The sequence below is a fragment of the Streptomyces sp. NPDC002888 genome (assembly GCF_042888465.1).
Taxonomy (GTDB): domain Bacteria; phylum Actinomycetota; class Actinomycetes; order Streptomycetales; family Streptomycetaceae; genus Streptomyces.
In genome coordinates this window covers 160,755-186,361 of the sequence record NZ_JBIAPU010000011.1, presented here as the reverse complement: position 1 = coordinate 186,361, position 25,607 = coordinate 160,755, and the positions used below count along the sequence as shown (strand labels likewise).

Below are 25,607 nucleotides of genomic sequence, written 5' to 3'. Positions count from 1 at the left end.
CGCCCTCCGTCGTCGTGTGCGGAAGCCCAGGGCCGCCGCCCACCGCCGCATCCGGCAACACGTGGGGGCCGTCCCTCAAGGGACGGCCCCCGGTCGGAAAGCCCCAGGCGGAGCCGTCGGTGTTCTCACCGGCGCCCCGCTCACCCGTGCCAGGACCTCCACAGCGCCGCGTACGCGCCGTCCGCCGCGACGAGGTCGTCGTGGCTGCCCAGCTCGCTGATACGGCCGTTCTCCACGACGGCGATGACGTCGGCGTCGTGGGCCGTGTGCAGCCGGTGGGCGATGGCCACCACCGTGCGCCCGTCGAGGACACGAGCGAGGGATCGCTCCAGGTGACGGGCGGCGCGCGGGTCGAGCAGCGAGGTCGCCTCGTCCAGGACCAGCGTGTGCGGGTCGGCCAGCACCAACCGGGCCAGCGCGATCTGCTGGGCCTGGGCCGGGGTGAGCCCGAGCCCGCCCGAGCCGACGTCGGTGTCCAGGCCGTCGTCCAGAGCGCGCGCCCAGTCGTCCGCGTCGACCGCGCCGAGCGCCGCCCACAGCTCGGCGTCCTCCGCGTCACTGCGGGCGAGCCGGAGGTTGTCGCGCAGGGAGCCCACGAAGACGTGGTGCTCCTGGTTGACCAGGGCGACGTGCGCACGGACCCGCTCCGCCGACATCCGGGACAGTTCCGCACCGCCGAGGGCGACGCGGCCGTCCCGGGGCGCGTAGATCCCGGCGAGCAGCCGGCCCAGCGTCGACTTGCCCGCGCCCGAGGGGCCGACCAGCGCCAGCCGGGTGCCGGGTGCGACCTCCAGGGACACCTTGCGCAGCACGTCCACGCCCTCGCGGTAGCCGAAGTGGACCCGCTCCGCGAGCACCTCACGCCCGTCGGGCGCCAGCGTGGCGTCCCCGGCGTCGGGCTCGATGTCGCGGACCCCGACCAGCCGGGCCAGCGACACCTGGGCCACCTGAAGCTCGTCGTACCAGCGCAGGATCAGGTTCACCGGGTCGACGAGCATCTGCGCGAGCAGCGCGCCCGTCGTCAGCTGACCGACCCCGATCCATCCCTGGAGCACGAACACGCCGCCGAGCATGAGGACGGAGCCGAGCACCGTCACATGGACGACGCTGATGACCGGGAAGAGCACCGACCGCAGCCACAGGGTGTAGCGCTCCCAGGCCGTCCACTGCCGGATGCGCAGCTCCGACAGCTCGACGCGACGGTCGCCGAGGCGGTGCGCCTCGACGGTGCGCCCGGCGTCCACCGTCTCGGCGAGGGCGGCGGCCACGGCTGCGTATCCGGCGGCCTCCGAGCGGTAGCCGGCCGGGGCCCGCTTGAAGTACCAGCGGCAGCCCACCACCAGCAGTGGCACGGCCACCAGCACGGCGGGGGCGAGCGGCGGCGCCATGACGACGAGCCCGCCGAGCAGCAGCCCCGCCCACATCACGCCGATGGTCAGCTGCGGCACGGCCTCGCGCATCGCGTTGGCGAGCCGGTCGATGTCGGTGGTGATGCGGGACAGCAGGTCGCCCGTACCGGCCCGCTCCAGGACGCCCGGCGGCAGCCGGACCGACCGTACGAGGAAGTCCTCGCGCAGGTCGGCCAGCATCTGCTCGCCGAGCATCGCCCCGCGCAGCCGCACCTGCCGTACGAACGCGGCCTGCACGATCAGCGCGAGCACGAACAGTGTGACGGTGAACCCCATGTGGAGCTCCCGCGTACGGTCCGACACCCGCTCGACGAGGTCGCCCAGCAGCCAGGGGCCCACCATCGAGGCGACCGTGGCGGCCGTGTTGACCGCGACGAGGACCAGGAAGGCACGGCGGTGCCGACGCAGCAACTCGCCCACGTAGGCGCGTACGGTCGCGGGGGCGCCCACGGGCAGGGTGTTCGCCGTGGTCGGGGCGGCCGGGTCGTATTCCGGTGGCGCCACGCCGATCATGCGGTCTCCTCGATCTCTTCCAGTTCCTTCAACACACCGTTGAAGGCGACGTCCTCGCCCCTCGCCGCGGCCTCCCCGTCCCGCAGCGCGGTCTTCTCATCGCGCACCACGGCCTGCTCGCCTTGCAGCGCGGCCTCCTCGTCCGTCTCGCGCGTCACCACGGCCCGGTACCGGTGGTTCTCGTGCAGCAGTTCGCGGTGCGGGCCCACTGCCGCGACCTCGCCCTCGTGCACGAGGACGACGCGGTCCGCACGGTCCAGGAGCAGTGGGGAGGAGGTGAACACCACGGTCGTGCGCCCCGCCCGAAGCTCCCGCACGCCGGACGCGATCCGCGCCTCGGTGTGCGAGTCGACGGCGGACGTCGGTTCGTCCAGGACGAGTACCTGCGGGTCGGTGATCAGCGACCGGGCCAGGGCGAGTCGCTGGCGCTGGCCGCCGGAAAGGGACCGCCCGCGTTCGGTGATGCGGGCGTCCATCGGGTCCTCCGCGTCGACCGACCCCTGGATGAGCGCCTCCAGGACGTCTCCGCACTGCGCGGCCGCCAGCGCGTCCTCGGCGGCGACGTCGCCCGAGGCGGGTACGTCGAGCAGTTCGCGCAGGGTGCCGGAGAGCAGCACGGGGTCCTTGTCCTGGACGAGGACGGCCGACCGCGCGGAGTCCAGTGGCAGTTCGTCCAGCGGGACACCGTCCAGGAGCACCGACGGGCCGTCCTCCGTGGGGTGGCCGCCCAGCCGTTCGGCGAGTCGCCCCGCCGCGTCCGGGTCGCCGCACACCACGGCGGTGAGCCGCCCGGCGGGCGCGAGCAGACCGGTGGCCGGGTCGTACAGGTCCCCGGTGGGCGTCTGCGCAGGGCGCGATCCGTCGGCGTCCGTCGCCCGCTCCAGGGACAGCACCCGGGCGGCCCGCTTGGCCGACGGGCGGGAGAAGGAGTACGCCATGGCGATCTCCTCGAAGTGCCGCAGCGGATAGGTCAGGACCATGATCGAGCTGTAGACGGTGACCAGTTCGCCGACGGTGATGCGGCCCTCGCGGGCCAGGTGGACGCCGTACCAGACGACCGAGATGAGCAGCAGCCCGGGCAGCAGTACCTGGATGGCCGTGATCAGCGACCACATGCGGGCGCTGCGCACGGCGGCGCGGCGGACCTCCTGCGAGGCGCGGCGGTAGCGGTCGAGGAACAGTTCCTCTCCGCCGATGCCACGCAGCACGCGCAGGCCGGCGACGGTGTCGGAGGCCAGTTCGGTGGCGTAACCGGCCTTCTCGCGCTGGAAGTCGGCGCGGCGGGTCGCGCGGGGCAGCAGGGGCAGCACGGCGAGCGCCAGCACGGGCAGGCCCACGGCGACGATCAGCCCGAGCGCCGGCTGGTAGACGGCCAGGCCGACGCAGACCAGCACGACGGTCAGCGCGGCGGCGGTGAACCGCGAGACGGCCTCCACGAACCAGCCGACCTTCTCGACGTCGCCCGTCGAGACGGCCACGACCTCGCCGGCCGCGACGCGTCGGGTCAGCGCCGAGCCGAGTTGCGCGGTCTTGCGGGCCAGGAGTTGCTGGACGCGGGCAGCCGCGGTGATCCAGTTGGTGACGGCGGCACGATGCAGGAAAGTGTCGCCGATGGCGATACCGGCGCCGAGCAGGGCCATCAGCCCGCCCGCGAGGGCGAGCCGGGTGCCGGAGCGGTCGACGACGGCCTGGATGGCGAACCCGACGCAGAACGGCTGTGCGGAGACGGACAAGAAGTGCAGCAGTCCCCAGGCCAGTGACTTCAACTGACCGCCCAGCTGGTTCCGGCCGAGCCACCAGAGGAATCGAGGCCCCGAGCGCGCGTCCGGCACACCCGGGTCGGGATACGGAAGGTCTTGGATCTGCATGTCGTCCCATTGGCTCGTGTCAGGGTGGGGGGAGGTGAGGGTGCGGGGAGGCAGCGGACAAGCGCCGAGCACGCGGCGATCGGCGGCAGCAAACCGTGAAAGGTTCGCGTCGCAGGGTGGTCAAAATCAACCCGTTTTCCGCGGCGCCGTCAGGATCCGGCTACCGTCCGTCAGGAGATGCCACCATGGACCGATGCGGAGTCGTGGTGTACGGCATGCTCTGGTCGCGATGACGGCCCTCGGGACCCTCTCGACGGCGCTGGCCGCGTGCGGCGGAACGAAAGCAGCGACCGGCAGCGGCGCCGAGGCCGCCCGCCCCGCCCGCACGACCACCAGCGATCCGACCCGCATCCCCGACGTCGGGGACCGGTTGCAGCACCGGATCCCGGCCGACTCCCGCCAGGTCGTGGCGGTCTATGGAGACGGCAGGGACTCCGCGGACTCGACGGTCGTGCTGTACACGAAGGACGGCACCGCCTGGGAGCGGGCCCGCAGTTGGCCGGCGCACAACGGCAAGAAGGGCTGGACGACCGACCACCACGAGGGTGACAACCGCAGCCCCGTCGGGGTGTTCACGCTCAGCGACGCGGGCGGTGTGCTCGAGAATCCCGGCGCGAAACTGCCGTACACACGGTCCGCCGCGTTCGCGGCCCCCCGTTGGTGGGCCTCGTCGCACTGGCACGACTTCGACTACGTCATCGCCATCGACTACAACCGCGTGAAGGGCACCCCGCCGAACGACGGGGCCCGCCCCGAGGGAGAGGAGAGGGGAGGCGGCATCTGGCTGCACATGGACCACGGCAGCGGTACGTCGGCCTGCGTCAGCCTGTCCAAGTCGGCGATGGGGTACCTGCTGCGAACGATCGATCCCGGCCGTCATCCTGTGGTGGTCATGGGGGACAGGGCCGACCTGAAGGCCTAGCACCGACGGGGGAGGCCTCATTGCGCACGGTGTCCAACTCCCCGTAGAACACCGGCCATGAGAAGCCGGATCATCATGTCCATGCTCGCCGGAGCGACCCTCCTGGCCGGCACCCTCCTGGGAACGGGCCCCGCACAGGCGGCCCCGGCTCAACCCGCCGGCGCCCGAGCCCAGTCCACGGACGTCCCCGCCGCCCAGTCCACGGACGTCCCCGCCGCCCAGTCCACGGACGTCCCCGCCGAGTTCGGTACCGACTGGCACGACCCCATCACCGCCGCCCCGCCCGTCACCAGGCCCGCCGGAAAGTCCTGCCAGGTCACCGTCGCCGAGGCGCAGTTCCGGGACTTCACGCCGTACACGGGCACGTACACCCCGCCGAAGGGCTGCGGGGACCGCTGGAGCAAGGTCGTGCTGCGGCTCGACGGCAAGGTCGCGGGACGGCAGTTCGACCGGCTCGGGTATCTGCACGTCGGTGGGGTGGAAATATTCCGCACGTCGACGCCGGAACCCTCGCCGGACGGCATCGAGTGGTCCGTCGAGAAGGACGTGACGCGCTACAGCGGCACGTTCCGCGCCGGCCACGACGTGGAGATGCTCATCGGCAACGTCGTCGACGACACGTACACCGGTGTGATCGACGTCAAGGTCACGCTCACCTTCTACGAAGGGAGACAGGCCGCGGCCCCCGACCGCATCCTCACCCTCGCCGACGACTCGACCCTCACCACCCCGCGCAACAGTGAACGCATCGTCGCCGAGGTGTACGCCACCGGCTCCGGCGGCGGCTGTGAGGAGTACTGGTATCTGGCGGTGCCCAAGGAGGCGCCGTACTCCTGCCAGGCCGACGACGGCCCCTACCGCGAGGTGCAGATCAAGGTGGACGGCCGGCTCGCCGGGATCGCGGCGCCGTTCCCGCACGTGTGGACGGGCGGCTGGTCGAATCCCTTCCTCTGGTACGTCGTTCCCGGCCCGCGTGCCTTCGACATCAAGCCGATCGAGTACGACCTGACGCCGTTCGCCGGGATCCTCAACGACGGCCGCCCGCACCGCGTCGAAGTCTTTGTCGTCGGTGTGCCCGAGGGGCAGAGCGGCTGGAGCGCGCCGGTCAACGTCCTCGTCTGGCAGGACGCGAAGAAGGCGCGGGTCACCGGTGGGCTCACCGTGCGGCGGGCGGGCGACCTCGCGAACTCCTCGACGTACACGCCCGGCACCGAGCACCGCCTCGACACCGAGGGCGCCCACCGGCTGACCGTCGCCGGATACGTCGACACTTCACACGGACGGGTGACGACCACCGTCGGGCGATCGCTCGCGAATTCCTCCACGCACCGCTGGACCGACGGCGAGAACGTCGACGGCCTCGACGCCACCTGGACGGACGACGAGTCGGTCACCGTCGACGGACGCGGACCGGCCCGCACGACGCGCACGCACCGGACATACACCATGAACGGCACGACCACGGTCGGTGCGGACGACCGGTTGCGCACCGTGCTGACCCTCGGGGACCGCGCCGCGGTCGTCGGGACACGAGGGGAACGGCGCACCGCGTGGTCGCGGCTCGACGACACCTACACGGGCGACGCCACCTTCACCGTGAACGTGCCGCGCGACCAGCGGCACGCGGTCGGCACGACGAGCGAGCGCTACCGGCTCCACGGCTCGGCGGGCTGCTACGACCGCTCGCTGACCACCGTGCAGGGGGTGCTCACCGAGGATCGCAGGGGCTGCTGAGACCGGTTGGGACGGACTGTTGGGGCGGCCGTGAGTGGTGCGCCACTCGTGACGGATTTACACGGATGCAACGCAAGGGTCTTCCACTGGATCAAGAAAGCCCCCAGAGTGTCTCTTGCGGAAGCCACTTTCCGTATCGCAGAAGTCTCCCCGGCTTCTGCGCTCCCGTCCCTCTAGGAGTGCTCGTGCCGCAGTCCGTCCCCTCCCTGCCGCGACGCCTCGCACGCTTGCTGCGTACCTCTCTCTTCACGCAGGTCGCCTGCGCGCTCGTGCTCGGTATCGTCTTCGGAAAGCTGTGGCCCGACGTGGCCACGGACCTCCAGCCGCTCGGCGACGGTTTCACCCGGCTCATCAAGACGATCATCTCGCCGCTCGTGTTCTGCGTGGTCGTCGTGGGCATCGCCAAGGCCGGTGATCTGAAGGCGTTCGGCCGGATCGGGCTCAAGGCCCTCATCTGGTTCGAGGTCGCGAGCACGTTCGCCCTGATCATCGGGCTCCTCGCCGCCAACATCGTCCAGCCGGGCTCGGGGATGAACGTCGACCCGTCCACGCTCGACGCCTCGGCGGTCGACGCGAAGACGGGCGGCGGCTCGCTGCCGTCGACGACCGAGTTCGCCCTGAACGCGCTGCCCACGAGCTTCATCGGGGCCTTCGCGGAGAACTCCCTGCTCCAGGTGCTCATCCTGGCCTGCCTGGTGGGCGCCGCCCTGCTGCACCTCGGCCACACCAAGGTGCCTCAGGTGCTGCCCGCCATCGAGCAGGCCCAGGAGATCATCTTCGCGATCGTCGGCTTCGTGATGCGGCTGGCGCCGATCGCCGTGTTCGGCGCGATGGCCGTCCTGATCGGCCAGTACGGGCTCGGCGTGATCGAGACGTACGCCAAGCTGATCATCCTGTGTTACGCGGCCGCCGCGCTGTTCATCGCGCTGCTCGCCGTCGCCCTGCGGATGGTCACCGGGCTGAGCCTGTGGAAGTTCCTGCGCTACATCCGTGAGGAGATGCTCCTCGCGCTCGGCACCGCCTCCACCGAGGCCGTCATGCCGCGCGTGATGCAGAAGCTGCGCAAGGCCGGCGCCCGCGACGACGCCGTGGGCCTGGTGCTGCCGACGGGGTACTCCTTCAACCTCGACGGCGCCTCGCTCTACCTGTCCATCGGCACCCTGTTCATCGCCCAGGCCGTGGACGTGAACCTCAGCCTGGGCCAGCAGATCACCGTGGTCGTGGTGCTGATGCTCACCAGCAAGGGCATGGCGGGCATCCCCGGCTCGGCCTTCCTCGCCCTCTCCGCGACCGCCTCCTCGCTCGGGGCCATCCCGGCCGGCGCTGTCGCCCTGCTCCTCGGTGTGGACCGCATCATGGACTCGATGCGCGTCGTCACCAACCTCCTCGGCAACTGCGTCGCCGTCCTCGCCGTCTCCCGCTGGGAGGGCGCGCTGGACACCGCACGGGCGAAGAAGGTGCTGGACAGGGAGATCGAGTTCGTGCCGGACGGGGACGAGGAGGACACCGCCGTAGAGTCCCCGAAGTCCGAGGCGACCGCGTCCGGGCCCGAGCCCGCGGACGGGATCCCGGCTCAGCCCGACAAGGAGCTCACCGACGAGCTCACCAAGAAGCCTGCCAAGGAGCCCGCTCCTGAAGTGAGCTGATCGAGGCCTCGTCTCGACGGAACGTGTGCCCCCGCTCCGGCAGTCCGGAGCGGGGGCACACGGCTGTTCGCCGTAAGGGGCGGAACCTCAACAGCCCCGCAGGGGCACCCCGTCGATCAGTGTGTCCAGCAGCTTGCCGAACACCTCCCGCTGGTCGTCCGTCAGTGGCGCCAGGATCTCGCGCGCGGCGGACCGACGGGCGCCGCGGAGTTCCCCCAGGGTCTTGAGGCCGTCATCCGTGAGCTCGATCCGGATCACCCGGCGGTTGGTCGGGTCGGGCACCCGGCGCACCCTGTCGCCCGCCTCCAGTGCGTCGACCAGCGAGGTCACCGCCCTGGGTACCACCTCAAGACGCTCGGCGAGGTCGGCCATGCGGGGTGGGGAGCTGTAGTGCGCGAGCGTGCGCAACAGTCGGGACTGGGCCGGGGTGACGCCCAGGCCGCGCTGCTCGATGTGCCGCTTCTGGATGCGGTGCACACGGCGCGTGAAGCGCAGCAGTTGCTCGGCGAGCATGCCGTCGGGATCGGCGGTGGTCATGCGGGAACAATATCAGGACGTCGTTCATTGTGAGTATAGGTAACAATGAGCTAAGCTCCGTCAGTCTCCGCCGCAGTCCATGCCATCTCACTCCCCGTAGGAGCCCATGCACCCCGACAACCCATCCTCCTGGAGCCCACCCGCCGACGCCGAGGAACAGCCACGGCAGGTGCGGCGCATCCTGAAGCTCTTCCGTCCCTACCGTGGCCGGCTCGCGGTCGTCGGCCTGCTCGTCGGCGCCTCGTCGCTGGTCTCGGTGGCCACGCCCTTCCTGCTGAAGGAGACCCTCGACGTCGCGATCCCCGAAGGGCGCACCGGCCTGTTGAGCCTGCTCGCCCTCGGCATGATCCTCAGCGCCGTCCTCGCCGGCGTGTTCGGCGTCCTGCAGACCCTGATCTCCACGACGGTCGGCCAGCGCGTGATGCACGACCTGCGCACCGCCGTCTACGACCGCCTGCAGCGCATGTCGCTGGCGTTCTTCACGCGCACGCGCACCGGCGAGGTGCAGTCCCGCATCGCCAACGACATCGGCGGCATGCAGGCCACCGTCACCTCCACGGCCACCTCGCTGGTCTCCAACTTCACCAGCGTGGTCGCCACGATCATCGCGATGGTCGCCCTCGACTGGCGCCTGACGGTCGTCTCGCTGCTCCTGCTGCCGGTCTTCGTGTGGATCAGCCGCCGCGTCGGCAACGAACGCAAGAGGATCACCACCCAGCGCCAGAAGCAGATGGCCGCCATGGCCGCCACGGTCACCGAGTCGCTCTCGGTCAGCGGCATCCTCCTCGGCCGCACCATGGGCCGCTCCGACTCCCTCACGCGGTCCTTCGCCGAGGAGTCCGAGCAGTTGGTCGACCTCGAGGTGAGGTCGAACATGGCGGGCCGCTGGCGCATGGCAGTGATCGGGATCGTCATGTCCGCCATGCCGGCCGTCATCTACTGGGCCGCGGGCATGGCCCTCCGACTCGGCGGCCCGGACGTCTCCCTCGGCACGATCGTCGCCTTCGTCTCCCTCCAGCAGGGCCTGTTCCGCCCGGCGGTGAGCCTGCTGTCGACCGGCGTCCAGATCCAGACCTCGCTCGCTCTCTTCCAGCGCATCTTCGAGTACCTCGACCTGCCGATCGACATCACCGAGCGGCCCGACCCGGTCCACCTCGACCAGGTCAAGGGCGAGGTCCGCTTCGAGAACGTCGAGTTCCGCTACGACGGCAAGGGCGGCCCCGTCCTCGACGGCATCGACATCACCGTCCCGGCGGGCGGCAGCCTCGCGGTCGTCGGCCCCACGGGCGCGGGCAAGTCCACGCTCGGCCACCTCGTGCCCCGGCTGTACGACGTGACGGGCGGCCGGGTCACCCTCGACGGCGTCGACGTGCGCGACCTCGACTTCGACACCCTCGCGCGCGCGGTCGGCGTGGTGTCGCAGGAGACGTACCTCTTCCACGCCTCGGTCGCCGACAACCTGCGCTTCGCCAAGCCGGACGCCACCGACGAGGAGCTGTACACGGCGGCGCGCGCGGCGCAGATCCACGACCACATCGCCTCCCTGTCCGACGGCTACGAAACGGTCGTCGGCGAGCGCGGCCACCGCTTCTCCGGCGGTGAGAAGCAGCGCCTGGCGATCGCGCGCACGATCCTGCGCGACCCGCCGGTGCTGATCCTCGACGAGGCGACCAGTGCCCTGGACACCCGCACCGAAGCGGCCGTCCAGGAGGCCATCGACGCGCTGTCGGCCAACCGGACCACGCTCACCATCGCCCACCGCCTGTCCACCGTTCGGGGCGCCGACCAGATCGTGGTCCTCGACTCCGGGCGCGCCGTCGAACGCGGCACGCACGAGGAGCTGTTGGAGCGGGACGGGCGGTACGCGGGCCTCGTACGCCGGGACGCTCAACTGGAGTCGACAAGCTGAAGATATGCCGGGTTTGTGATGGTGTGCGGGTTACCGTGCCCGCATGCAGATGAACACTCCGCCACGGAGCACGATTCGACTGACGCGCCGGGGCCGTTTCGCCCTCGTCATGACCGGCGCAGTCGTGGCCGGCACCGCCGTGGCGGTGCCGCTGCTGCTGACCCTGGACACCGACGAGGAGGCCAGGCCCACCAGCCTGGTGATCCCGGAGGGACGGCGGGCCGGCCAGATCTACGAAGCCGTCGACAAGGCACTCGAACTGCCCTCGGGCACCGCAAGGAAGTCGCTGGTGAGGGCCAACCTGAGGCTCCCGAACGACGCCGAGGGCAACCCGGAGGGCTACCTCTTCCCGGCGACGTATCCGCTGGACACGAAGGCGACTCCGGAGTCCCTGCTGAAGGCCATGGTCGACACCGCGAACACCAAGTTCCACAAGGCCCCGATCGCCGCCGGCGCCCAGCGCAACGCGATGAACGTCTACCAGGCGGTCACCATCGCGAGCATCGTCCAGGCCGAGGCCGCCACCAAGGCCGACATGGGGAAGGTGGCCCGGGTCGTCTTCAACCGGCTTGAGCGCGGCATGCCGCTTCAGATGGACTCCACCATCAACTACGCGCTCAACCGCACCACACTGCGGACCACCGAGGCCGACACCCGGATCGACAGCCCCTACAACTCCTACCAGCGCATGGGACTGCCGCCCACGCCGATCGACAGCCCCGGCGAGGACGCCCTGCGCGCCGCGATCAGCCCGCCCCCGGGCGACTGGCTGTACTTCGTCACCGTCAAACCGGGCGACACCCGCTTCACGGCCGACTACGCGGAGCACGAGCGCAACGTCGCCGAGTTCAACCGCAATCAGCAGAGCGCGTCGACGGCCAAGTGACGCTAGGGGACGTCAGGCAGCGACGGCCGCACCGGCGAGCGATCGTCTGATGTCCCGCACGGCCGCGCGCCCGGCGCGGTTGGCGCCGATGGTGCTCGCCGACGGGCCGTAGCCCACCAGATGGACCCGCGGATCGGCGACCGCGCGCGTCCCGTCGAGCCGGATCCCGCCGCCCGGCTCGCGCAGCCGCAGCGGCGCCAGATGGTCGATGGCGGCCCGGAACCCGGTCGCCCACAGGATGACGTCGGCATCCACGCGCCGCCCGTCCTCCCACTCCACACCGTCCGGTGTGATCCGGTCGAACATGGGCCGCCGGTCGAGGACCCCGTCCTGAAGGCCCTGCCTGATCGCGTCGTTCAACGGCAGTCCGGTCACCGAGACGACACTATGCGGCGCCAGTCCCTGCCGGACCCGCTCCTCCACCAGCGCGACCGCGGCCCGGCCCGCGTTCTCGTCGAACGGGCCCTCGCGGAAGACCGGCGGCCGACGCGTCACCCACGTGGTGGCGGCCGCGTGCGGGGCGATCTCCAGCAGATGCTGCGTGCCGGAGGCGCCGCCGCCCACCACGATCACCCGCTGCCCGGCGAACGCCTCGGGACCCGGGTATTGCGCGGTGTGCAACTGCCGTCCCCGGAACGTCTCCTGACCCGGGTAGCGCGGCCAGAACGGCCGGTCCCAGGTGCCGGTCGCGTTGATCAGCGCCCCCGTCGACCACACGCCGTCGGACGTCTGGACGAGCAGCCGCCCGGCCGGACCCTCCCGCACGGACCGCACATCGACCGGCCGCCGCACCCGCAGATCGAAGGTGCGCTCGTAGGTGTCGAAGTACGCGGCGATGACCTCGGACGACGGCCGCCCGTTGTCCGCACCCGCGAGCTCCATGCCGGGCAGGGAGTGCATCCCGTGCACCTTGCCGTACGTCAGCGAAGGCCACCGGAACTGCCAGGCGCCGCCCGGGCCGGGGGAGTGGTCGAGCACCACGAAGTCGCGCTCCGGCTCGAAACCGCTGTGCCGCAGGTGATAGGCGGCGGCCAGACCCGCCTGCCCGGCGCCTATGACGACGACCTCGACCTCGCGTGTGTTGTTCACGATTCCACCAACAGCCGGGACGTCCTGGATCTTCCCCGTCTCGCAGCATGGACCCCCTGCTCCAAGGGGCGAACATCCGGGCAGGTGTGAAACCGGGCGGACGGGTCAGGATGGGGGCATGTCAGATGCCTTCACCACCCGAGTCCTGAACGTCGCCACCGGCTCCTCGGAGAGGATCGTCGACCTCACCCGTGAGTGCGAGGCCTTCCTGCGGGAGGCGGCGGCGGGTCGTGACGGTCTGCTGAACGTCTTCACGCCGCACGCGACCGCCGGCGTGGCCATCATCGAGACGGGCGCCGGCAGCGACGACGACCTCCTCGCCGTCCTGCACACCCTTCTGCCCGCCGACGACCGCTGGCAGCACCGCCACGGCAGCCCCGGCCACGGCCGCGACCACGTCCTCCCGGCCCTCGTCCCACCTCACGCGACCCTGCCGGTCATCGACGGACGCCTGGAGCTGGGCACGTGGCAGTCGGTGTGCCTGGTGGATACGAACAACGACAATCCGAACCGGAAGGTCCGCCTGTCGTTCCTGGGCTGAGGCGGCGCGGTGTGGCGACCGTAGCCCGGATGTAAGCAAGGGCTGAAATAGTGCGGATGCGTGTACCGTGCTAAACTTGTTAGTAGTTGCAGTTGTGGTTCCCGAAACTTCAAGTGCCTTGGCGACTGTATGTCGTCGGGCATTTTTGTATCTCCGGTGCTCATCCGGACAGGGCTCATTGCGGCAATGCAGGGGTTCGCACGGCGCGTACCCCCCGGGGCACTGCCCCCAAGGAGATGTGACATGGCTACCGGCACCGTCAAGTGGTTCAACGCGGAAAAGGGCTTCGGCTTCATCGAGCAGGACGGCGGCGGCCCGGACGTCTTCGCCCACTACTCGAACATCGCCGCCCAGGGCTTCCGTGAGCTCCAGGAAGGCCAGAAGGTGAACTTCGACGTCACGCAGGGCCAGAAGGGCCCGCAGGCGGAGAACATCACTCCCGCCTGACGCCGAAGTGTATGAGTGAGCTGGGGCCCCGCCTTGCGGCGGGGCCCCAGCTTCTGCTTTCCAGTATTCCGCTAGAAATCTTTTGGATTCACATTCGGCTCGTTCTTGCAATTCATCCGGCGCATTCCTGTCGGGAATTCCTCGATGCGTGCCCTGTCGAGGAAGGTTCTCCATGAGCCGTTCAGCTCGCACGAACGACCGTTTCCGCCCACGGGGTCAGGGTCGCCCCGGCGTCGGTCAAGGCGACACCGGGCGCCGTCCCTCCGCACCACCGAGCGACTTCGCGCTGCCGGCCACCGTCACCCCGGCCCTCCCCACGGTTGCGACCTTCGGTGAACTGGACATGCCCATCGAGTTGCTGAAGATGCTCACCAGCCTCGGCCTGAACGAGCCGTTCCCGATCCAGGCCGCCACGTTGCCGAACTCCCTCGCAGGGCGCGACGTCCTGGGCCGCGGGCGCACCGGATCGGGCAAGACACTCGCCTTCGGCCTGGCGCTCCTCGTACGTACTGCCGGGCAGCGTGCCGAGTCGCGGAAGCCGCTGGCCCTGATCCTCGTCCCCACGCGTGAGCTGGCTCAGCAGGTCACCGATGCGCTCGCCCCGTACGCCCGGCTGCTGAAGCTGCGGCTGGCCACCGTGGTCGGCGGCATGTCGATCGGCAGGCAGGCCGGCGCACTGCGTGCCGGGGCCGAGGTGGTCGTCGCGACTCCTGGCCGCCTCGCGGATCTCATCGAGCGCAAGGACTGCCGCCTGGACCGAGTGAACATCACGGTCCTGGACGAGGCCGACCAGATGGCGGACATGGGCTTCATGCCGCAGGTCACCGAACTGCTGGACCGGGTACGTCCCGACGGCCAGCGCATGCTGTTCTCGGCCACGCTGGACCACAACATCGACCTTCTGGTCCGTCGTTACCTCCACGACCCGGTGGTCCATTCGGTCGACCCGTCGGCGGGCGCGGTCACCACGATGGAGCATCACGTGCTGCAGGTGCACGGCGCCGACAAGTACGCCACCGCCACCGAAATCGCTGCGCGCGACGGGCGCGTGATCATGTTCCTGGACACCAAGCACGCTGTCGACCAGTTCACCAAGCACCTGCTGAGCAGCGGCGTGAAAGCCGCGGCTCTGCACGGCGGCAAGTCGCAGCCCCAGCGCACCCGCACCCTGGCACAGTTCAGGACCGGTGACGTCACGGCGCTGGTGGCCACCAACGTTGCGGCTCGGGGCATCCACGTCGACGACCTCGATCTCGTCGTCAACGTCGACCCGCCCGGCGACCACAAGGACTACCTGCACCGCGGTGGCCGTACGGCCCGCGCCGGCGAGTCCGGCAGTGTCGTCACGCTGGTCCTCCCCAGCCAGCGCCGGGACATGGCCCGTCTCATGTCCGACGCGGGCATCAGGCCGCAGATCACGCAGGTCCGCTCCGGCGAGGCCGAGCTGAGCCGCATCACCGGCGCCCAGGCTCCCTCCGGTGCCCCCATCGGTGGCAGCGGGCCGGTCGCGGAGCGCCCGAAGCGCGGCGGTGCCCCCTTCCGCGGTCTGGGCACCCGCCCGGGGCGGGCCGGCGGCGGTGGCGAGTCTCGCCGGTCGGCTGAGGCCCGCCAGATTGCCGAGGCCCGCAAGGCCGCCCGGGTCCGTCGTGGCGCATAGCTCGGCAACGGTGCCCTCGTACGCTGGGTGCGTGACTCAGGCCGGCTTGCGCCACACGGAGATGTGCTTCGTGGAGTCCTGGTTGAACGGCGCCCCGTCCCAGTCCGCGACGCGTCGTTCCAGCTCGAGGCCCGCGATCCGTGCCATCAGGTCGAGCTCCGCCGGCCATGCGTACCGGTGCCGGGAGTTGGCGCGGCGGTAGCCGCCGTCGTCGCCGTCGCGGGTGAAGTGGTGCGAGACGAGGATCTGCTCGACCAGGTCGAAGGTGTCGAAGCCGAGATGCCGCTCGGAGACGTCGAACGGCACCGCGGTCTGTCCGGGCGGCAGGAACCGCAACGGCGGTACGCCCAGTTCGATGACGAATCGGCCGCCGGGCGTCAGGTGACGTGCGGCGTTTCGGAAGCACTCGACCTGCTCGTCCTGCGTGAGCAGGTTCGTGATGGTGTTGTAGACGAGATAGACCAGGGTGAACTCGCCGGGGACGGCAGACGTGGCCATGTCCCCGATGGTGACCGGAAGCGTGCCCTCGTCGATCTTGCGCCGCAGGACCGCCGCCATGTGCTCGGACAGTTCGATGCCCACCACCGGCACACCGCGTTCCCGGAGCGGGACGCCCACACGTCCGGTTCCGATGGCGAACTCCAGTGCCCGGCCGTCTCCGGCGAGTTCGGCAAGGAAGGCCAGAGTCGGTTCGAGAACGGCGGCCGAGGACATCTCGTTCTCCTCGGCGTCGTAGCGGTCGGCGGTCGCACGGGTCCATAGCTCACTGCTCGTCACGGGCGGCCACTCTGCCGGGAACGGCGGGGTGCTGTCGACGTATTTACCTTCGCCGCGCGTGCACGCCGGGCCGCGGCCGTCAGCGGCGCTGACGCTCCAGAGTGAGAAGCAGGCCCTCGACAGCACCGGGCCCTATACGGCCTTTGACGTCGGCGGACGTGATCGCCTTGAGAGCCCAGCCGTCCTCGGCGTGCTTGTTCAGAACCTTCTCCAGCTTGTCGCTGTCCAGTGCGTCTCCGATCAGTGACTCGCGGAAGGTGACGACCTTGTATTCGAGTGCGTAGGGGTTGCTCATGGCTGGGGCCTTCCCGTGGATGGACTGGCTGACGGAACCGGGGACAGCCAATCACCGTTCGACGTTGCTGCACACGGCGGGGGCATGTTCCTGGGCCGGCCGTGAAGCCGTTCTGCCTGCGGGTGCCCATCGGGTGGAGGCCGAAGGCAAAGGTACTGTCGTCGCGAAGCACCGCCCGCGCCGCCGCCCTTGAGGGGATCCGACCATGCCTGTGTCCCGCCGCCCCACGCTGAGTGATGTGGCACAGGACGTCGGCGTCAGCGCCAAGACGGTGTCGCGGGTGCTCAACGACGACGGTCCGGTCGCGCCCGCGACCCGTGAGCGCGTGATGGAGGCCGTCGAACGACTCGGGTTCCGACCCAACCTCATGGCACGCCACATGCGGCTCGGCAGGAGCGACACCGCCATCGGACTGGTCGTGCCGGACATGAGCAACCCGTTCTTCGCCACGGTGGTGAGCGGCATCGAGTCGGTGACCCACGACCGGGGCCTCACCCTGCTCGTCGGTTCGTCAGCCCAGGACGCCGAGCGTGAACGCTCCCTGGTCGGCACGTTCCTGGCCCGCCGGGTCAGCGCCCTGCTCATGGCGCCGACCCCCAGCGCCGACCACGGCTACCTCAAGCCCGAGCGGGCGGCCGGGCTGCCCGTGGTCTTCCTCGACCGTCCGGGGTCCGGCCTGACCACGGACAGCGTGCTCAGCTCCAACCGAGGGGGAGCCCACGAAGGCACCGCGCACCTGATCCGGCACGGCCACCGCAGGATCGGCTTCGTCGGGGACACGCCCACCGCGCTGTACACCCGCCGCAGGCGTCTGCAGGGCTACCGGGACGCCCTGGCGGAGGCCGGGCTGCCGTACGACAGGGCGCTGGTGGTGGGTGGTCACGACGTGCGGGCGGCAGCCGTCGAGACCGAGCGTCTGCTGAGCCTGGCGGAGCCGCCCACCGCGCTGTTCGCGGCGAACAACTTCGCGTCGATGGGGGCCGTGCTGGGCCTCGCCCGGGCCGGCCGCAAGGATGTCGCGCTTGTCGGGTTCGACGACATCCCGCTCGCCGAGGCCCTCGAACCCGCCCTCACCGTGGTCGCCCAGGAGCCGGCGGCCATGGGGGCGACGGCCGCGACGATCGCGCTGGCCCGGCTGGACGGCGATCGCTCCCGGGCGCGCTCCACGGAGATCCCCACCCGTCTCGTTCCACGCGGCTCGGGGGAGCTGCGGCCCCGCTGAGGTCCTCCGGCTGAAGCAGGGCACCCACGGCTGACGGCCGGAGCGCTGCGGCGGCCGGTCCCCTCCGCGTCGGGGACGCGAGCGCGCGTGGTGCCGGACCCGGGGGCACCGGCACCACACACTCGGGGTGGTCGCCGTTCAGGCGGCCGCGGATTCCTCCGTCTTCGTGATGCCCACCGTCGCGGCCGCGGTCTCCTTGCCGCGCAGCGCGATCACGCTGAGGAGGCAGCAGGCCAGGGCGGCCATGCCGCAGACGACGTAGCCGATCGCGTAGCCGTTGCCGAGGGCTTCCAGGGCGATGGGCACCGCGCCTCCCGGCGGGGACGACGGCGGGACCGAGTTCGACGCGAGGGGACCGCCCTCGGCCGCGACCTGGGCCGCCGCCGCCTTGACGTCGGTGGAGAGGCCGGACGCGGCGAGGTTCCGGGTGAACTCGTCGGCGGCGCGGCTGAGGGCGATCGCGCCGATGACGGCCGGGCCGAGCGTGAAGCCGAAGTCGCGCAGCAGGCTCGTCGACGCGCTGGCCATGCCGGCGTAGTGGACCGGCACCGTGTTGACGGCGGTCGCGGTGATGGAGGACACCGTGAGGGCGAAGCCCACACCGACCAGTCCGATGGGGAGGATCAGCGAGGTCAGGGCGCGGTCCTCCACCGGAAGCGCCGCGGCCAGGAAGTCTCCCGCGGCCATCAGCGCCAGGCCCAGGCCGAGCACCCAGCGCGCGCTGACCCGCTCCAGCAGCCGGGAGATCACCGGCATCAGCAGGAGCGTCCAGCAGTTGAGCAGGATGAAGGCGAACGAGCCGCGCAATGGGCTCTGGTGCTGGATCGGGCCGAGCCGGATGCTGGTCGCGTAGGCGGTGCCGAGGTAGCTGAACATGCCGACCACCGCCACGAACGACGCCACCGCGAACGCCCGGTTCTTGAACAGGTCGAGGCGGAGCAGGGGAGAGGCGGCACGCCGTTCCGCGACGACGAACGCAGCGATGAACACCGCGGCGACCACGTAGGCGATCACCACCGGTGTCGCCGTCCAGCCGTCCGCCGGGCCCTGGATCACCGCGTACAGCAGGGCGAACATGCCGATGCCGATGGTGATCTGGCCTGCGAGGTCCAGTGAACGGCCCTCCGGTGCGCTGGAGTTCTGCGCGAGGAACTGACTGAGCAGCGTGCTGACGACGGCCAGGCCCGTGACCACGATGAAGGCCCAGCGCCAGGAGCCGTAGTTGCCGGTGATGCCGCCCAGGACCGGGGCGATGAAGCCGCCGCTGGACAGGGCGGCGGCCCAGATGGTGATGGTGCGGGCGCGGTCCCGGGCCGAGTGGGTGCCCGCGGCGATCATCGCGAGCGAGGTCGGGAAGAGCGCGGCCGCGCCCAGGCCGGCGATGGCCTGGCCCACCCAGAGCATGTGGATGCCGGTGCTGGCGGCGGCCACCGCCTCGCCGGCGACGAGCAGCGCGCCGCCGCCGACCAGCAGCCGCTTGCGTCCGAAGAGGTCGCCGAGGACGCCGAAGGTCAGCTCCAGGACCGAGACGGGCAGCAGGAACGCGTCCGAGATCCAGGTCAGCTGCGATCCGACGGGATGCAGGTCCTCCTGGAAGAGTCCGTTGAGGGTGGCCGGCATGGCCAGGGCGATCTGGGCCAGGCAGACCGCGAAGCAGCCGGCGACGAGGGTGCCGATGGGCAGACCGCCGGACGGTTGAGGATCGGCGGTGGAATCAGGCTGGGTGCGCGTTTCGGTGGACACGTGATGCTCCCCTTTGAGCGGAATGAGCAGGATGTTCGGGGAAGGCGACGCCGAGAACGCGATGAATGTAGGGCAGTTTTTCGACGGCGGTCAATGTGTTGCCCAGCTTTGACGGGCAGGGCTCTCCGCTGCGGGTGCTACGGGATCACAGCGGGGGTGGGTCCTACGGCGTGGCCACCGCGATCACGTCCAGCGCGCTCGCGGCCTCCTGGCGGGCCGACTCCTCGTAGCGGTGCGCCAGTTCCTGGAAGCGTTCCTCCGCGGCGGCCGCCGGCCAGCCCTGCGGCAGGTGCTCGGCGGGCAGATGCGGATCCTGTCGCACCTGTTCCAGCCAGTCGGTGTGCAACAGCAGCTGCCGTACGAGGGTGGCGGCCTCGCCCGCGTCCTGCGAGTCGGCCCCGTGGGCGTCCGCGCTCCACCGGGTCAGGAACGCCTCGTACCCCTTGGCGATGGACTCCACGTCGAACGCCGTGTGCAGCACGGTGCGCGCGTCGGTCGGGCCGACGGCCGTGGCCCCCTGGAAGACCCGCAGATACGAGTCGAGGCCGAGCCCCGCCACCACCTCGGGCACGTCCACCGTGCCGGGTGCCACCCACAGGCCGTTCTGGAGCGGGCCGAAACCGTTCCAGACCAGCCGGGACCGCAGGTCGTGCCGCTCACTGCGCCATGCCTCCGGGAGCGAGAAGCCGACGAGGGTCCAGGTGCCGTCCCAGTCCCGGTTGACCGCCCCGGTGTGCCAGATCCGGTCGTGGCCGTCCTGGAGGACGCGGGTGGCTCGCTCGGTCGGCCCGAAGTACGTCTTGCGGCCCCGGCGGTGCCGTTCGAGCAGCCCGCGTTTGACCATGCGGGTGAGCGTGGACCGTACGGCGTCCTCGGTGATCCCGGCCTGTCCGAACACCTCGATCAGGCTGCCGGCCGACAGGGCGACGTCCCGTCTCAGGGCGTGGACACCGAAGAACGTCAGCATCAACGACTGCGGCCTGGGGGCACTGCCTGCCTGATCGAAGCTGGTCACGGGGGAAGCGTAGAGCCGTGACGCTCTTGAGGTCAGCGCGCCGGCAGCCACGGCAAAAGAAAAAGCAAGGAGAGAACCACTCCTTGCCACTCTCAACGTATAGCGCACCGGGGGGCTTGCGGCAAGACCCCGGTCCTGCCGCAGAATCATCGGCCGAAGGAAGAATCTGCGCACCTCATGGGGGTTTTGTGATCGACGCGATCGTCGCCGGCGGTGGACCGACCGGGTTGATGGTGGCCATCGAACTGCGGCTGGCCGGGGTGCACACGGTCGTACTGGAGAAGCTGGTCGAGCCGACCCGGCAGTCCCGCGGGCAGGGCCTGCACGCGCGCAGCGTCGAGGTGATGGACCAGCGAGGCATGCTGGACCGGTTCCTCGCGGTGAGTGAGAAGTTCCAGGTCGGCGGTCTCTTCGGCGGCATCGCCAAGCCGTGGCCGGACCGGCTGGACACGGGGCACCCGTACGGCCTCGCCACCCCGCAGCCGGTCACCGAGCGGCTGCTCAACGAGCGTGCCCTCGAACTCGGTGTCGAGATCCGGCGTGGCTGCGAAGTGGTCGGGCTCAGCCAGGACGAGGACGGGGTGGCCGTCGAGCTGGCGGACGGCACGCACCTGCGCTCGCGCTACCTCGTCGGGTGCGACGGCGCCCGCAGTACGGTGCGCAAGCAGCTCGGCGTCGGTTTCCCCGGTGAGCCCGCCACGGTCGAGACGCTGCTTGGGGAAATGGAGGTGACCGAGGATCCGGCGACGGTCGCCGCCGTCGTGGAGGAAGTCCGCAAGACGCAACTGCGGTTCGGCGCCATGCCCCTGGAGGACGGGGTGTACCGCCTCGTCGTGCCCGCCGACGGGGTGGCCGAGGACCGCACGACCCCGACGACCCTCGAGGAGTTCAAGCAGCAGCTGCAAAACGTCGCGGGCACCGACTTCGGCGCGCACTCGCCGCGCTGGCTGTCCCGGTTCGGCGACGCCACCCGGCAGGCCGAGCGCTACCGCGTCGGCCGGGTGCTGCTGGCCGGTGACGCGGCGCACATCCACCCGCCGACCGGCGGGCAGGGCCTCAACCTCGGCGTGCAGGACGCGTTCAACCTCGGCTGGAAGCTGGCCGCCGAGGTCAACGGCTGGGCGCCGGAGGGCCTGTTGGACAGCTACCACGCCGAACGGCACCCGGTGGGCGCCCGCGTGCTGGACAACACCCGCGCGCAGATCACGCTGCTGGGAACCGATCCGGGTGCGACCGCGCTGCGGGAGCTGTTCTCGAAGTTGATGGACTTCGAGGAGGTGAACCGGTACGTGACCGGGATGATCACCGCGGTCGAGGTGCGCTACGACTTCGGCGAGGGCCACGAACTGCTCGGTCGGCGGCTGCGGGACGTGCAGTTGAAGCGGGGTCGCCTCTACGAGCTGATGCACGGCGGCCGCGGGCTGCTGCTCGACCAGACCGGCCGGCTCTCGGTGGAGGGCTGGGCGGACCGGGTCGATCACGTCGTCGACGTCAGCGAGGAACTGGACGTACCGGCGGTGCTGCTGCGTCCGGACGGCCACGTGGCGTGGGTCGGTGAGGATCAGCGGGATCTGCTCAGCCGACTGCCACGGTGGTTCGGAGCTGCCGCCGGCTGAGCACCCATGCGTGGGCTGCGCCGACACCTGCCGACCTGGGCTCAGCGGCCCAGGTAGGCGAGTTCGGAGAAGTGGCGCTGGTAGGCGTCCAGCAGGCGTTTCGCGACGGCGTACGAGTCGATGAGCGGGTGGATCGTCAGTGCCTTGACCGCGTGGGCGCGGTCCGCGGTGGTGGCGGCGTGGATCACCGCGCGTTCGACTGCCTTGACCGCGCACACCAGGCCCTGGCCGTGGTCGGGCAGCGAAGCGCCGGCGATGGGGCGTGCGCCGTTGGCGTCCACGTGGCAGGGGACCTCGATCACGGCGTCGTCGTCGAGGACCGGGATCCGGCCGCGGTTACGGACGTTGAGGACGAGGGTGGTGCGCTCGTCCAGGGCGATGGCCCGCATGAGGGCGAGGGCGACCTGCTCGTATCCGCCGGACTCCAGGTCGCAGGAGTCCCGTTCGCCCATGCCGACGGCGTCGCGGTTCTCGGCCATGTAGGTGGTCTCGCGCTCCAGGCGGGTGGCGTCCCAGGCGTTCCAGGCGGCGCGGGGCGCGGGCGGGTCGCCTGCGACGGTGCCCATGGAGTCGTAGAAGCGCTGCTGCTGGGAGTGGAGGAAGGCGCCGCGGGTCTGTTCCAAGGCTCGGGCGGAGCCGACCGACTCGCGGTGGAAGTAGTAGTAGTGGAGGTACTCGTTGGGCAGCGCGCCGAGGGTGCGCAGCAGGTCGGCGCCGAAGAGTTTGCCCTCCTCGAAGGAGGTCAGCGCGGCCTCGTTCTCGAACAGGGAGGGCAGCAGGTCCCGGCCGTCGGCGTACAGGCCGCACAGCCAGCCCAGGTGGTTCAGGCCCACGTAGTCCAGGCGGACGCGGGTGGGGTCGGCGCCGAGCGCGCCGGCCACGCGTCGGCCGAGGCCCACCGGGGAGTCGCAGATCCCGATCACGCGGTCGCCCAGGTGGGCGGTCATGGCCTCGGTGACCATGCCGGCGGGGTTGGTGAAGTTGATGACCCAGGCGTCGGGCGCCAGGGCGGCGACGCGACGGGCGATGTCGAGTGCCACCGGGATGGTGCGCAGCCCGTAGGAGATTCCGCCCGCGCCGACGGTCTCCTGGCCGAGGACACCTTCCTCCAGGGCGATCCGTTCGTCCGCCGCGCGCCCGGCGAGCCCGCCGACGCGGATCGCGGAGAACACGAAGTCGGCTCCGGTGACCGCCTCGTCCAGGTCGGTGGTGACGGTGACGGCGGGCGGGTCGGGGTGTCCGGCCGCCTGGTCGGCGAGGACCTTGCGGATGGTCGTCAGCCGGGAGGCGTCCAGGTCGTACAGGGTCACGTCGGTGACCCGCCCTTCGCCGCGGTCGCCCAGCAGCGCCCGGTAGACCAGCGGGACCCGGAAGCCCCCGCCGCCCAGGATCGTGAGTCTCATACTTCGACCACCTCAACTCCTGCCTCACGCAGTCGGCCACACGTCTTCTCGTCCGCCGGGGCGTTGGTCACCACGACGTCGAGTTCCTCGGGACCGCACACTCGGGCCATTCCGGTGCCGGGGAACTTGCCCGCGTCCGCCAGCAGGACCACCTGGGCGCTGGCGGCGATCATCGCCCGCTTGACGGGCACCTCGACGGCGGTGGTGTCCAGCACCTGGCCGTCGGGGCGGACCCCGCTGGTGCCGAGGAACAAGCGGTCGGCGTGGACCTGCCGCAGGTTGTCCTCGGTGAGGAAGCCGACCAGTGAGCGGTAGTCGCGACGGACCACGCCGCCCAGCAGGATCAGCTGGACGTCCTTGTCGTCCTGGAGCTCCTCGTAGACGGCGAGGTTGCTGGTGATCACGGTCAGCGACCGGCCGTGCAGATGGCGGGCCACCCGGTGGGCGGTGGTGCCGATGTCGAGCAGTACCGTCTCGCCGTCCCTGACCAGATCGGCGCACCACGCGGCCAGCGCGTCCTTGGCCTCGACGTGGACCGCGGCCACGTCGGCGAACGGGTCGTCCTCGCCGACGACGGGGGCGGCACCGCCGTAGACCCGCTTGAGCAGCCCCTCGTCCTCCAGCTGTGCGAGGTCGCGCCGGATCGTGGCCTGGCTGGCCCCGATCTTCTCGGCCAGGGAGACCACCGTGGTGGGCCCGTCCGCGCGCAGGGCACGCAGGATCAGCTGATGTCTTCGGTCAGGGAGCATGCCGCTGACCATACTCGCGAACTCGCCAAACTCAAGCAAAGTCGCGCATGAATGTCTCGATTGCTGCTTGACCCTTGTCAAACTCGCGCACCGGGTGCACTCTCTTGCGTAATTCGGAGCCAGGTCCGGACCCCACTCCGGTCGGCCGAAGCGGATCAACGGCGCATTCCGCCGTCACTGACGCGTCGGCACCGTCTGAGAGGACCAGGTCACAAACCCCGGGTGGCTGAAGGGTTCAACTCCACGCCGATGCTCTTCAGCCACCCGGCCCTCGCCGCAGCCCGTCGTAGCCACGACTCACCGGTCCTCGCCGGACATGCCTGACACGTCGAAAAATAGGAGTAGATCGTGGACCTTTCCCGCAGACGATTCCTTCAGGCCGCCGTACTGACGGCCGCCACGGCCGGCGCCACCGCGGCGTGCGGCGGTGGCGGCTCCGGGTCGAGCGGCAGCAAGGACAGCAAGAACCTGACCCTCTGGTACTGGGCCGGCGGTCTGAGCGACAAGGTCGTCGCGGACGCCAAGAAGCACTTCTCCGACGTCACCCTCAAGACCTCCGTGGTCGGCGGCGACTTCAAGACCAAGCTGCTCACCGGTCTGCGGGCCGCTCAGTCCGCCCCGGACATCACCGGCATCAAGGGCGAGGACATCGCCTCCTTCCTGCCCAACGCCAACCGCTTCATCGACCTGAAGACCGTCGGTGCGGACAAGCTGGTCCCGCAGTACCTGTCGTGGAAGCTGAAGCAGGCCACCACGCAGGACGGCAAGCTCATCGGCTTCCCGATCGACATCGGCCCCTGTGCCACGTTCTACCGCGAGGACCTCTTCGCGAAGGCGGGGCTGCCCACCGACCCCGCCAAGGTCTCCGCCGAGCTGTCCACCTGGGAGGACTACTTCAAGGCCGGGGTCGAGCTGCACAAGGCCGTACCCAAGACCTTCCTGGTCAACAACATCGGCTCCGTGTTCTCGATGATCATCGGCCAGGGCACCCAGCGGTTCATCGACGAGGACAACAAGTTCATCGGCGACCAGGACCACATCCGCGCCGCCTGGACCACCGCCGTGAAGCCCTACACCCTCGGCATCGACGCCAAGATCAACGACAACACCTGGAACGCCGCGATCGGCAACGGAGCCCTGGGCACCGAGATCGGTGCCGCATGGCACGCACTGGACATCAGCAACGCCGCCCCGGGCACCAAGGGCAAGTGGCGGGTGGCGAGCCTGCCGGGCGGGCCGTCCAACCTCGGCGGGTCCTTCCTGGCCATCCCCGCGACCAGCGGCAACCCCGACGAGGCCTTCAAGATCATCAGCTGGATCCTCAGCCCGGAGAACCAGGCCCGCGGCTTCACCGACGCGGCCCTGTTCCCGACCGCCCCGGCCGCGTACAAGCTGCCCGCGCTCACCGGGGGCGACGCCTTCTTCGGTGGCCAGAAGACCATCGAGATCTTCGGCCCGGCGGCCGAGAAGATCCCCGCCGCCTACGAGGCCCCGGCCGACGCGGCGGTCTCGGCGCCCTACTTCGCCGAGCTGACCAGCATCGAGGCCAAGGGCAAGGACCCCGACGCGGCCTGGAAGGACGCGGTCAGCCAGGCCAAGCAGATCGCCCAGCGGCAGGGAGTGAAGTGA

The 25,607-nt window shown here is 70.5% G+C and carries 21 protein-coding genes; 11 read left to right on the top strand and 10 right to left on the bottom strand.

Annotated elements, in window-relative coordinates; all coding sequences use genetic code 11:
* Positions 1-140 precede the first annotated feature (140 nt).
* Together ACFYWX_RS19845 and ACFYWX_RS19840 are read right to left on the bottom strand one after the other, a co-directional pair.
* Positions 141-1,922 (bottom strand): ABC transporter ATP-binding protein, encoded by a 1,782-nt coding sequence (locus ACFYWX_RS19845; protein ID WP_389425348.1) that lies wholly within the window; start codon positions 1,920-1,922, stop codon positions 141-143.
* Positions 1,919-3,790, bottom strand: coding sequence for an ABC transporter ATP-binding protein (locus ACFYWX_RS19840; RefSeq protein ID WP_389425347.1), 1,872 nt, complete (start codon positions 3,788-3,790; stop codon positions 1,919-1,921). Before ACFYWX_RS19840 ends, ACFYWX_RS19845 begins: the two co-directional genes overlap by 4 nt.
* A 193-nt stretch (positions 3,791-3,983) precedes the next feature.
* On the opposite strand from ACFYWX_RS19840, the gene ACFYWX_RS19835 reads away from it, so the two are divergent.
* The 3 genes from ACFYWX_RS19835 to ACFYWX_RS19825 all read left to right on the top strand — a co-directional run bounded on the left by ACFYWX_RS19835 (position 3,984) and on the right by ACFYWX_RS19825 (position 8,092).
* On the top strand, positions 3,984-4,712 hold the full coding sequence (locus tag ACFYWX_RS19835) for a L,D-transpeptidase family protein (RefSeq protein WP_389425346.1): 729 nt from the start codon (positions 3,984-3,986) through the stop codon (positions 4,710-4,712).
* Positions 4,713-4,769: 57 nt separating this feature from the next.
* Positions 4,770-6,446, top strand: coding sequence for a peptide-N4-asparagine amidase (locus ACFYWX_RS19830; RefSeq protein WP_389425345.1), 1,677 nt, complete (start codon positions 4,770-4,772; stop codon positions 6,444-6,446).
* Between the two features lie 185 nt (positions 6,447-6,631).
* Positions 6,632-8,092, top strand: coding sequence for a cation:dicarboxylate symporter family transporter (locus ACFYWX_RS19825; protein ID WP_389425344.1), 1,461 nt, complete (start codon positions 6,632-6,634; stop codon positions 8,090-8,092).
* 87 nt (positions 8,093-8,179) lie between these two features.
* On the opposite strand, the gene ACFYWX_RS19820 is transcribed toward ACFYWX_RS19825, so the two are convergent.
* Positions 8,180-8,629 carry a MarR family winged helix-turn-helix transcriptional regulator gene (locus tag ACFYWX_RS19820; protein WP_389425343.1) on the bottom strand — a complete coding sequence of 150 codons (450 nt, stop codon included), beginning with the start codon at positions 8,627-8,629 and terminating at the stop codon, positions 8,180-8,182.
* Positions 8,630-8,735: 106 nt separating this feature from the next.
* Between ACFYWX_RS19820 and ACFYWX_RS19815 the strand changes: the two genes are divergently transcribed.
* Together ACFYWX_RS19815 and mltG are read left to right on the top strand one after the other, a co-directional pair.
* Positions 8,736-10,538 carry an ABC transporter ATP-binding protein gene (locus ACFYWX_RS19815; RefSeq protein ID WP_389425342.1) on the top strand — a complete coding sequence of 601 codons (1,803 nt, stop codon included), beginning with the start codon at positions 8,736-8,738 and terminating at the stop codon, positions 10,536-10,538.
* Between the two features lie 43 nt (positions 10,539-10,581).
* On the top strand, positions 10,582-11,424 hold the full coding sequence (mltG, locus tag ACFYWX_RS19810; RefSeq protein ID WP_389425341.1) for an endolytic transglycosylase MltG: 843 nt from the start codon (positions 10,582-10,584) through the stop codon (positions 11,422-11,424).
* Between the two features lie 12 nt (positions 11,425-11,436).
* Here mltG and ACFYWX_RS19805 read toward each other — a convergent pair whose 3' ends face one another.
* The gene (locus tag ACFYWX_RS19805; RefSeq protein ID WP_389425340.1) at positions 11,437-12,513 is read right to left on the bottom strand and encodes an NAD(P)-binding domain-containing protein; all 1,077 of its coding nucleotides are present in this window, start codon (positions 12,511-12,513) and stop codon (positions 11,437-11,439) included.
* 118 nt (positions 12,514-12,631) lie between these two features.
* Between ACFYWX_RS19805 and ACFYWX_RS19800 the strand changes: the two genes are divergently transcribed.
* The 3 genes from ACFYWX_RS19800 to ACFYWX_RS19790 all read left to right on the top strand — a co-directional run bounded on the left by ACFYWX_RS19800 (position 12,632) and on the right by ACFYWX_RS19790 (position 15,158).
* Positions 12,632-13,054, top strand: a complete 423-nt coding sequence (locus ACFYWX_RS19800; protein WP_389425339.1) for a secondary thiamine-phosphate synthase enzyme YjbQ — start codon at positions 12,632-12,634, stop codon at positions 13,052-13,054.
* 243 nt (positions 13,055-13,297) lie between these two features.
* Complete coding sequence (locus ACFYWX_RS19795; protein WP_062705208.1) at positions 13,298-13,501, top strand: cold-shock protein; 204 nt, start codon at positions 13,298-13,300, stop codon at positions 13,499-13,501.
* Between the two features lie 172 nt (positions 13,502-13,673).
* The gene (locus ACFYWX_RS19790; RefSeq protein WP_389425338.1) at positions 13,674-15,158 is read left to right on the top strand and encodes a DEAD/DEAH box helicase; all 1,485 of its coding nucleotides are present in this window, start codon (positions 13,674-13,676) and stop codon (positions 15,156-15,158) included.
* 36 nt (positions 15,159-15,194) lie between these two features.
* On the opposite strand, the gene ACFYWX_RS19785 is transcribed toward ACFYWX_RS19790, so the two are convergent.
* Together ACFYWX_RS19785 and ACFYWX_RS19780 are read right to left on the bottom strand one after the other, a co-directional pair.
* Positions 15,195-15,935 carry a class I SAM-dependent DNA methyltransferase gene (locus tag ACFYWX_RS19785; RefSeq protein ID WP_389425337.1) on the bottom strand — a complete coding sequence of 247 codons (741 nt, stop codon included), beginning with the start codon at positions 15,933-15,935 and terminating at the stop codon, positions 15,195-15,197.
* A 79-nt stretch (positions 15,936-16,014) separates the two neighbouring features.
* Positions 16,015-16,230, bottom strand: a complete 216-nt coding sequence (locus ACFYWX_RS19780; RefSeq protein WP_352340459.1) for a DUF4177 domain-containing protein — start codon at positions 16,228-16,230, stop codon at positions 16,015-16,017.
* Positions 16,231-16,435: 205 nt separating this feature from the next.
* Between ACFYWX_RS19780 and ACFYWX_RS19775 the strand changes: the two genes are divergently transcribed.
* Positions 16,436-17,452, top strand: a complete 1,017-nt coding sequence (locus tag ACFYWX_RS19775; RefSeq protein ID WP_389425336.1) for a LacI family DNA-binding transcriptional regulator — start codon at positions 16,436-16,438, stop codon at positions 17,450-17,452.
* A 138-nt stretch (positions 17,453-17,590) separates the two neighbouring features.
* Here ACFYWX_RS19775 and ACFYWX_RS19770 read toward each other — a convergent pair whose 3' ends face one another.
* Positions 17,591-19,195 carry an MFS transporter gene (locus ACFYWX_RS19770; RefSeq protein WP_389425335.1) on the bottom strand — a complete coding sequence of 535 codons (1,605 nt, stop codon included), beginning with the start codon at positions 19,193-19,195 and terminating at the stop codon, positions 17,591-17,593.
* A gap of 163 nt (positions 19,196-19,358) precedes the next feature.
* On the bottom strand, positions 19,359-20,210 hold the full coding sequence (locus ACFYWX_RS19765; RefSeq protein WP_389425334.1) for a PaaX family transcriptional regulator C-terminal domain-containing protein: 852 nt from the start codon (positions 20,208-20,210) through the stop codon (positions 19,359-19,361).
* A 188-nt stretch (positions 20,211-20,398) separates the two neighbouring features.
* Here ACFYWX_RS19765 and rox point away from each other — a divergent pair, with 188 nt between their 5' ends.
* A complete protein-coding gene (gene rox / locus ACFYWX_RS19760) occupies positions 20,399-21,826 on the top strand; it encodes a rifampin monooxygenase (protein WP_389425333.1) in 1,428 nt (475 codons plus the stop codon).
* A 41-nt stretch (positions 21,827-21,867) separates the two neighbouring features.
* Here rox and ACFYWX_RS19755 read toward each other — a convergent pair whose 3' ends face one another.
* The gene (locus ACFYWX_RS19755; RefSeq protein ID WP_389425332.1) at positions 21,868-23,229 is read right to left on the bottom strand and encodes a 6-phospho-beta-glucosidase; all 1,362 of its coding nucleotides are present in this window, start codon (positions 23,227-23,229) and stop codon (positions 21,868-21,870) included.
* Positions 23,226-23,978 carry a DeoR/GlpR family DNA-binding transcription regulator gene (locus ACFYWX_RS19750; RefSeq protein ID WP_389425331.1) on the bottom strand — a complete coding sequence of 251 codons (753 nt, stop codon included), beginning with the start codon at positions 23,976-23,978 and terminating at the stop codon, positions 23,226-23,228. The genes ACFYWX_RS19755 and ACFYWX_RS19750 overlap by 4 nt, the downstream gene beginning before the upstream one ends.
* 348 nt (positions 23,979-24,326) lie before the next feature.
* On the opposite strand from ACFYWX_RS19750, the gene ACFYWX_RS19745 reads away from it, so the two are divergent.
* Positions 24,327-25,607, top strand: a complete 1,281-nt coding sequence (locus ACFYWX_RS19745) for an extracellular solute-binding protein (RefSeq protein ID WP_389425330.1) — start codon at positions 24,327-24,329, stop codon at positions 25,605-25,607.

Excerpts from the sequence above, each read along its gene's own strand:
- ACFYWX_RS19845 (WP_389425348.1), bottom strand. The coding sequence starts at position 1,922 with ATGATCGGCGTGGCGCCACCGGAATACGACCCGGCCGCCCCGACCACG.
- ACFYWX_RS19840 (WP_389425347.1), bottom strand. The coding sequence starts at position 3,790 with ATGCAGATCCAAGACCTTCCGTATCCCGACCCGGGTGTGCCGGACGCG.
- ACFYWX_RS19835 (WP_389425346.1), top strand. The coding sequence starts at position 3,984 with ATGCGGAGTCGTGGTGTACGGCATGCTCTGGTCGCGATGACGGCCCTC.
- ACFYWX_RS19830 (WP_389425345.1), top strand. The coding sequence starts at position 4,770 with ATGAGAAGCCGGATCATCATGTCCATGCTCGCCGGAGCGACCCTCCTG.
- ACFYWX_RS19820 (WP_389425343.1), bottom strand. The coding sequence starts at position 8,629 with ATGACCACCGCCGATCCCGACGGCATGCTCGCCGAGCAACTGCTGCGC.
- ACFYWX_RS19815 (WP_389425342.1), top strand. The coding sequence starts at position 8,736 with ATGCACCCCGACAACCCATCCTCCTGGAGCCCACCCGCCGACGCCGAG.
- mltG (WP_389425341.1), top strand. The coding sequence starts at position 10,582 with ATGCAGATGAACACTCCGCCACGGAGCACGATTCGACTGACGCGCCGG.
- ACFYWX_RS19800 (WP_389425339.1), top strand. The coding sequence starts at position 12,632 with ATGTCAGATGCCTTCACCACCCGAGTCCTGAACGTCGCCACCGGCTCC.
- ACFYWX_RS19795 (WP_062705208.1), top strand. The coding sequence starts at position 13,298 with ATGGCTACCGGCACCGTCAAGTGGTTCAACGCGGAAAAGGGCTTCGGC.
- ACFYWX_RS19790 (WP_389425338.1), top strand. The coding sequence starts at position 13,674 with ATGAGCCGTTCAGCTCGCACGAACGACCGTTTCCGCCCACGGGGTCAG.
- ACFYWX_RS19780 (WP_352340459.1), bottom strand. The coding sequence starts at position 16,230 with ATGAGCAACCCCTACGCACTCGAATACAAGGTCGTCACCTTCCGCGAG.
- ACFYWX_RS19775 (WP_389425336.1), top strand. The coding sequence starts at position 16,436 with ATGCCTGTGTCCCGCCGCCCCACGCTGAGTGATGTGGCACAGGACGTC.
- ACFYWX_RS19755 (WP_389425332.1), bottom strand. The coding sequence starts at position 23,229 with ATGAGACTCACGATCCTGGGCGGCGGGGGCTTCCGGGTCCCGCTGGTC.
- ACFYWX_RS19750 (WP_389425331.1), bottom strand. The coding sequence starts at position 23,978 with ATGCTCCCTGACCGAAGACATCAGCTGATCCTGCGTGCCCTGCGCGCG.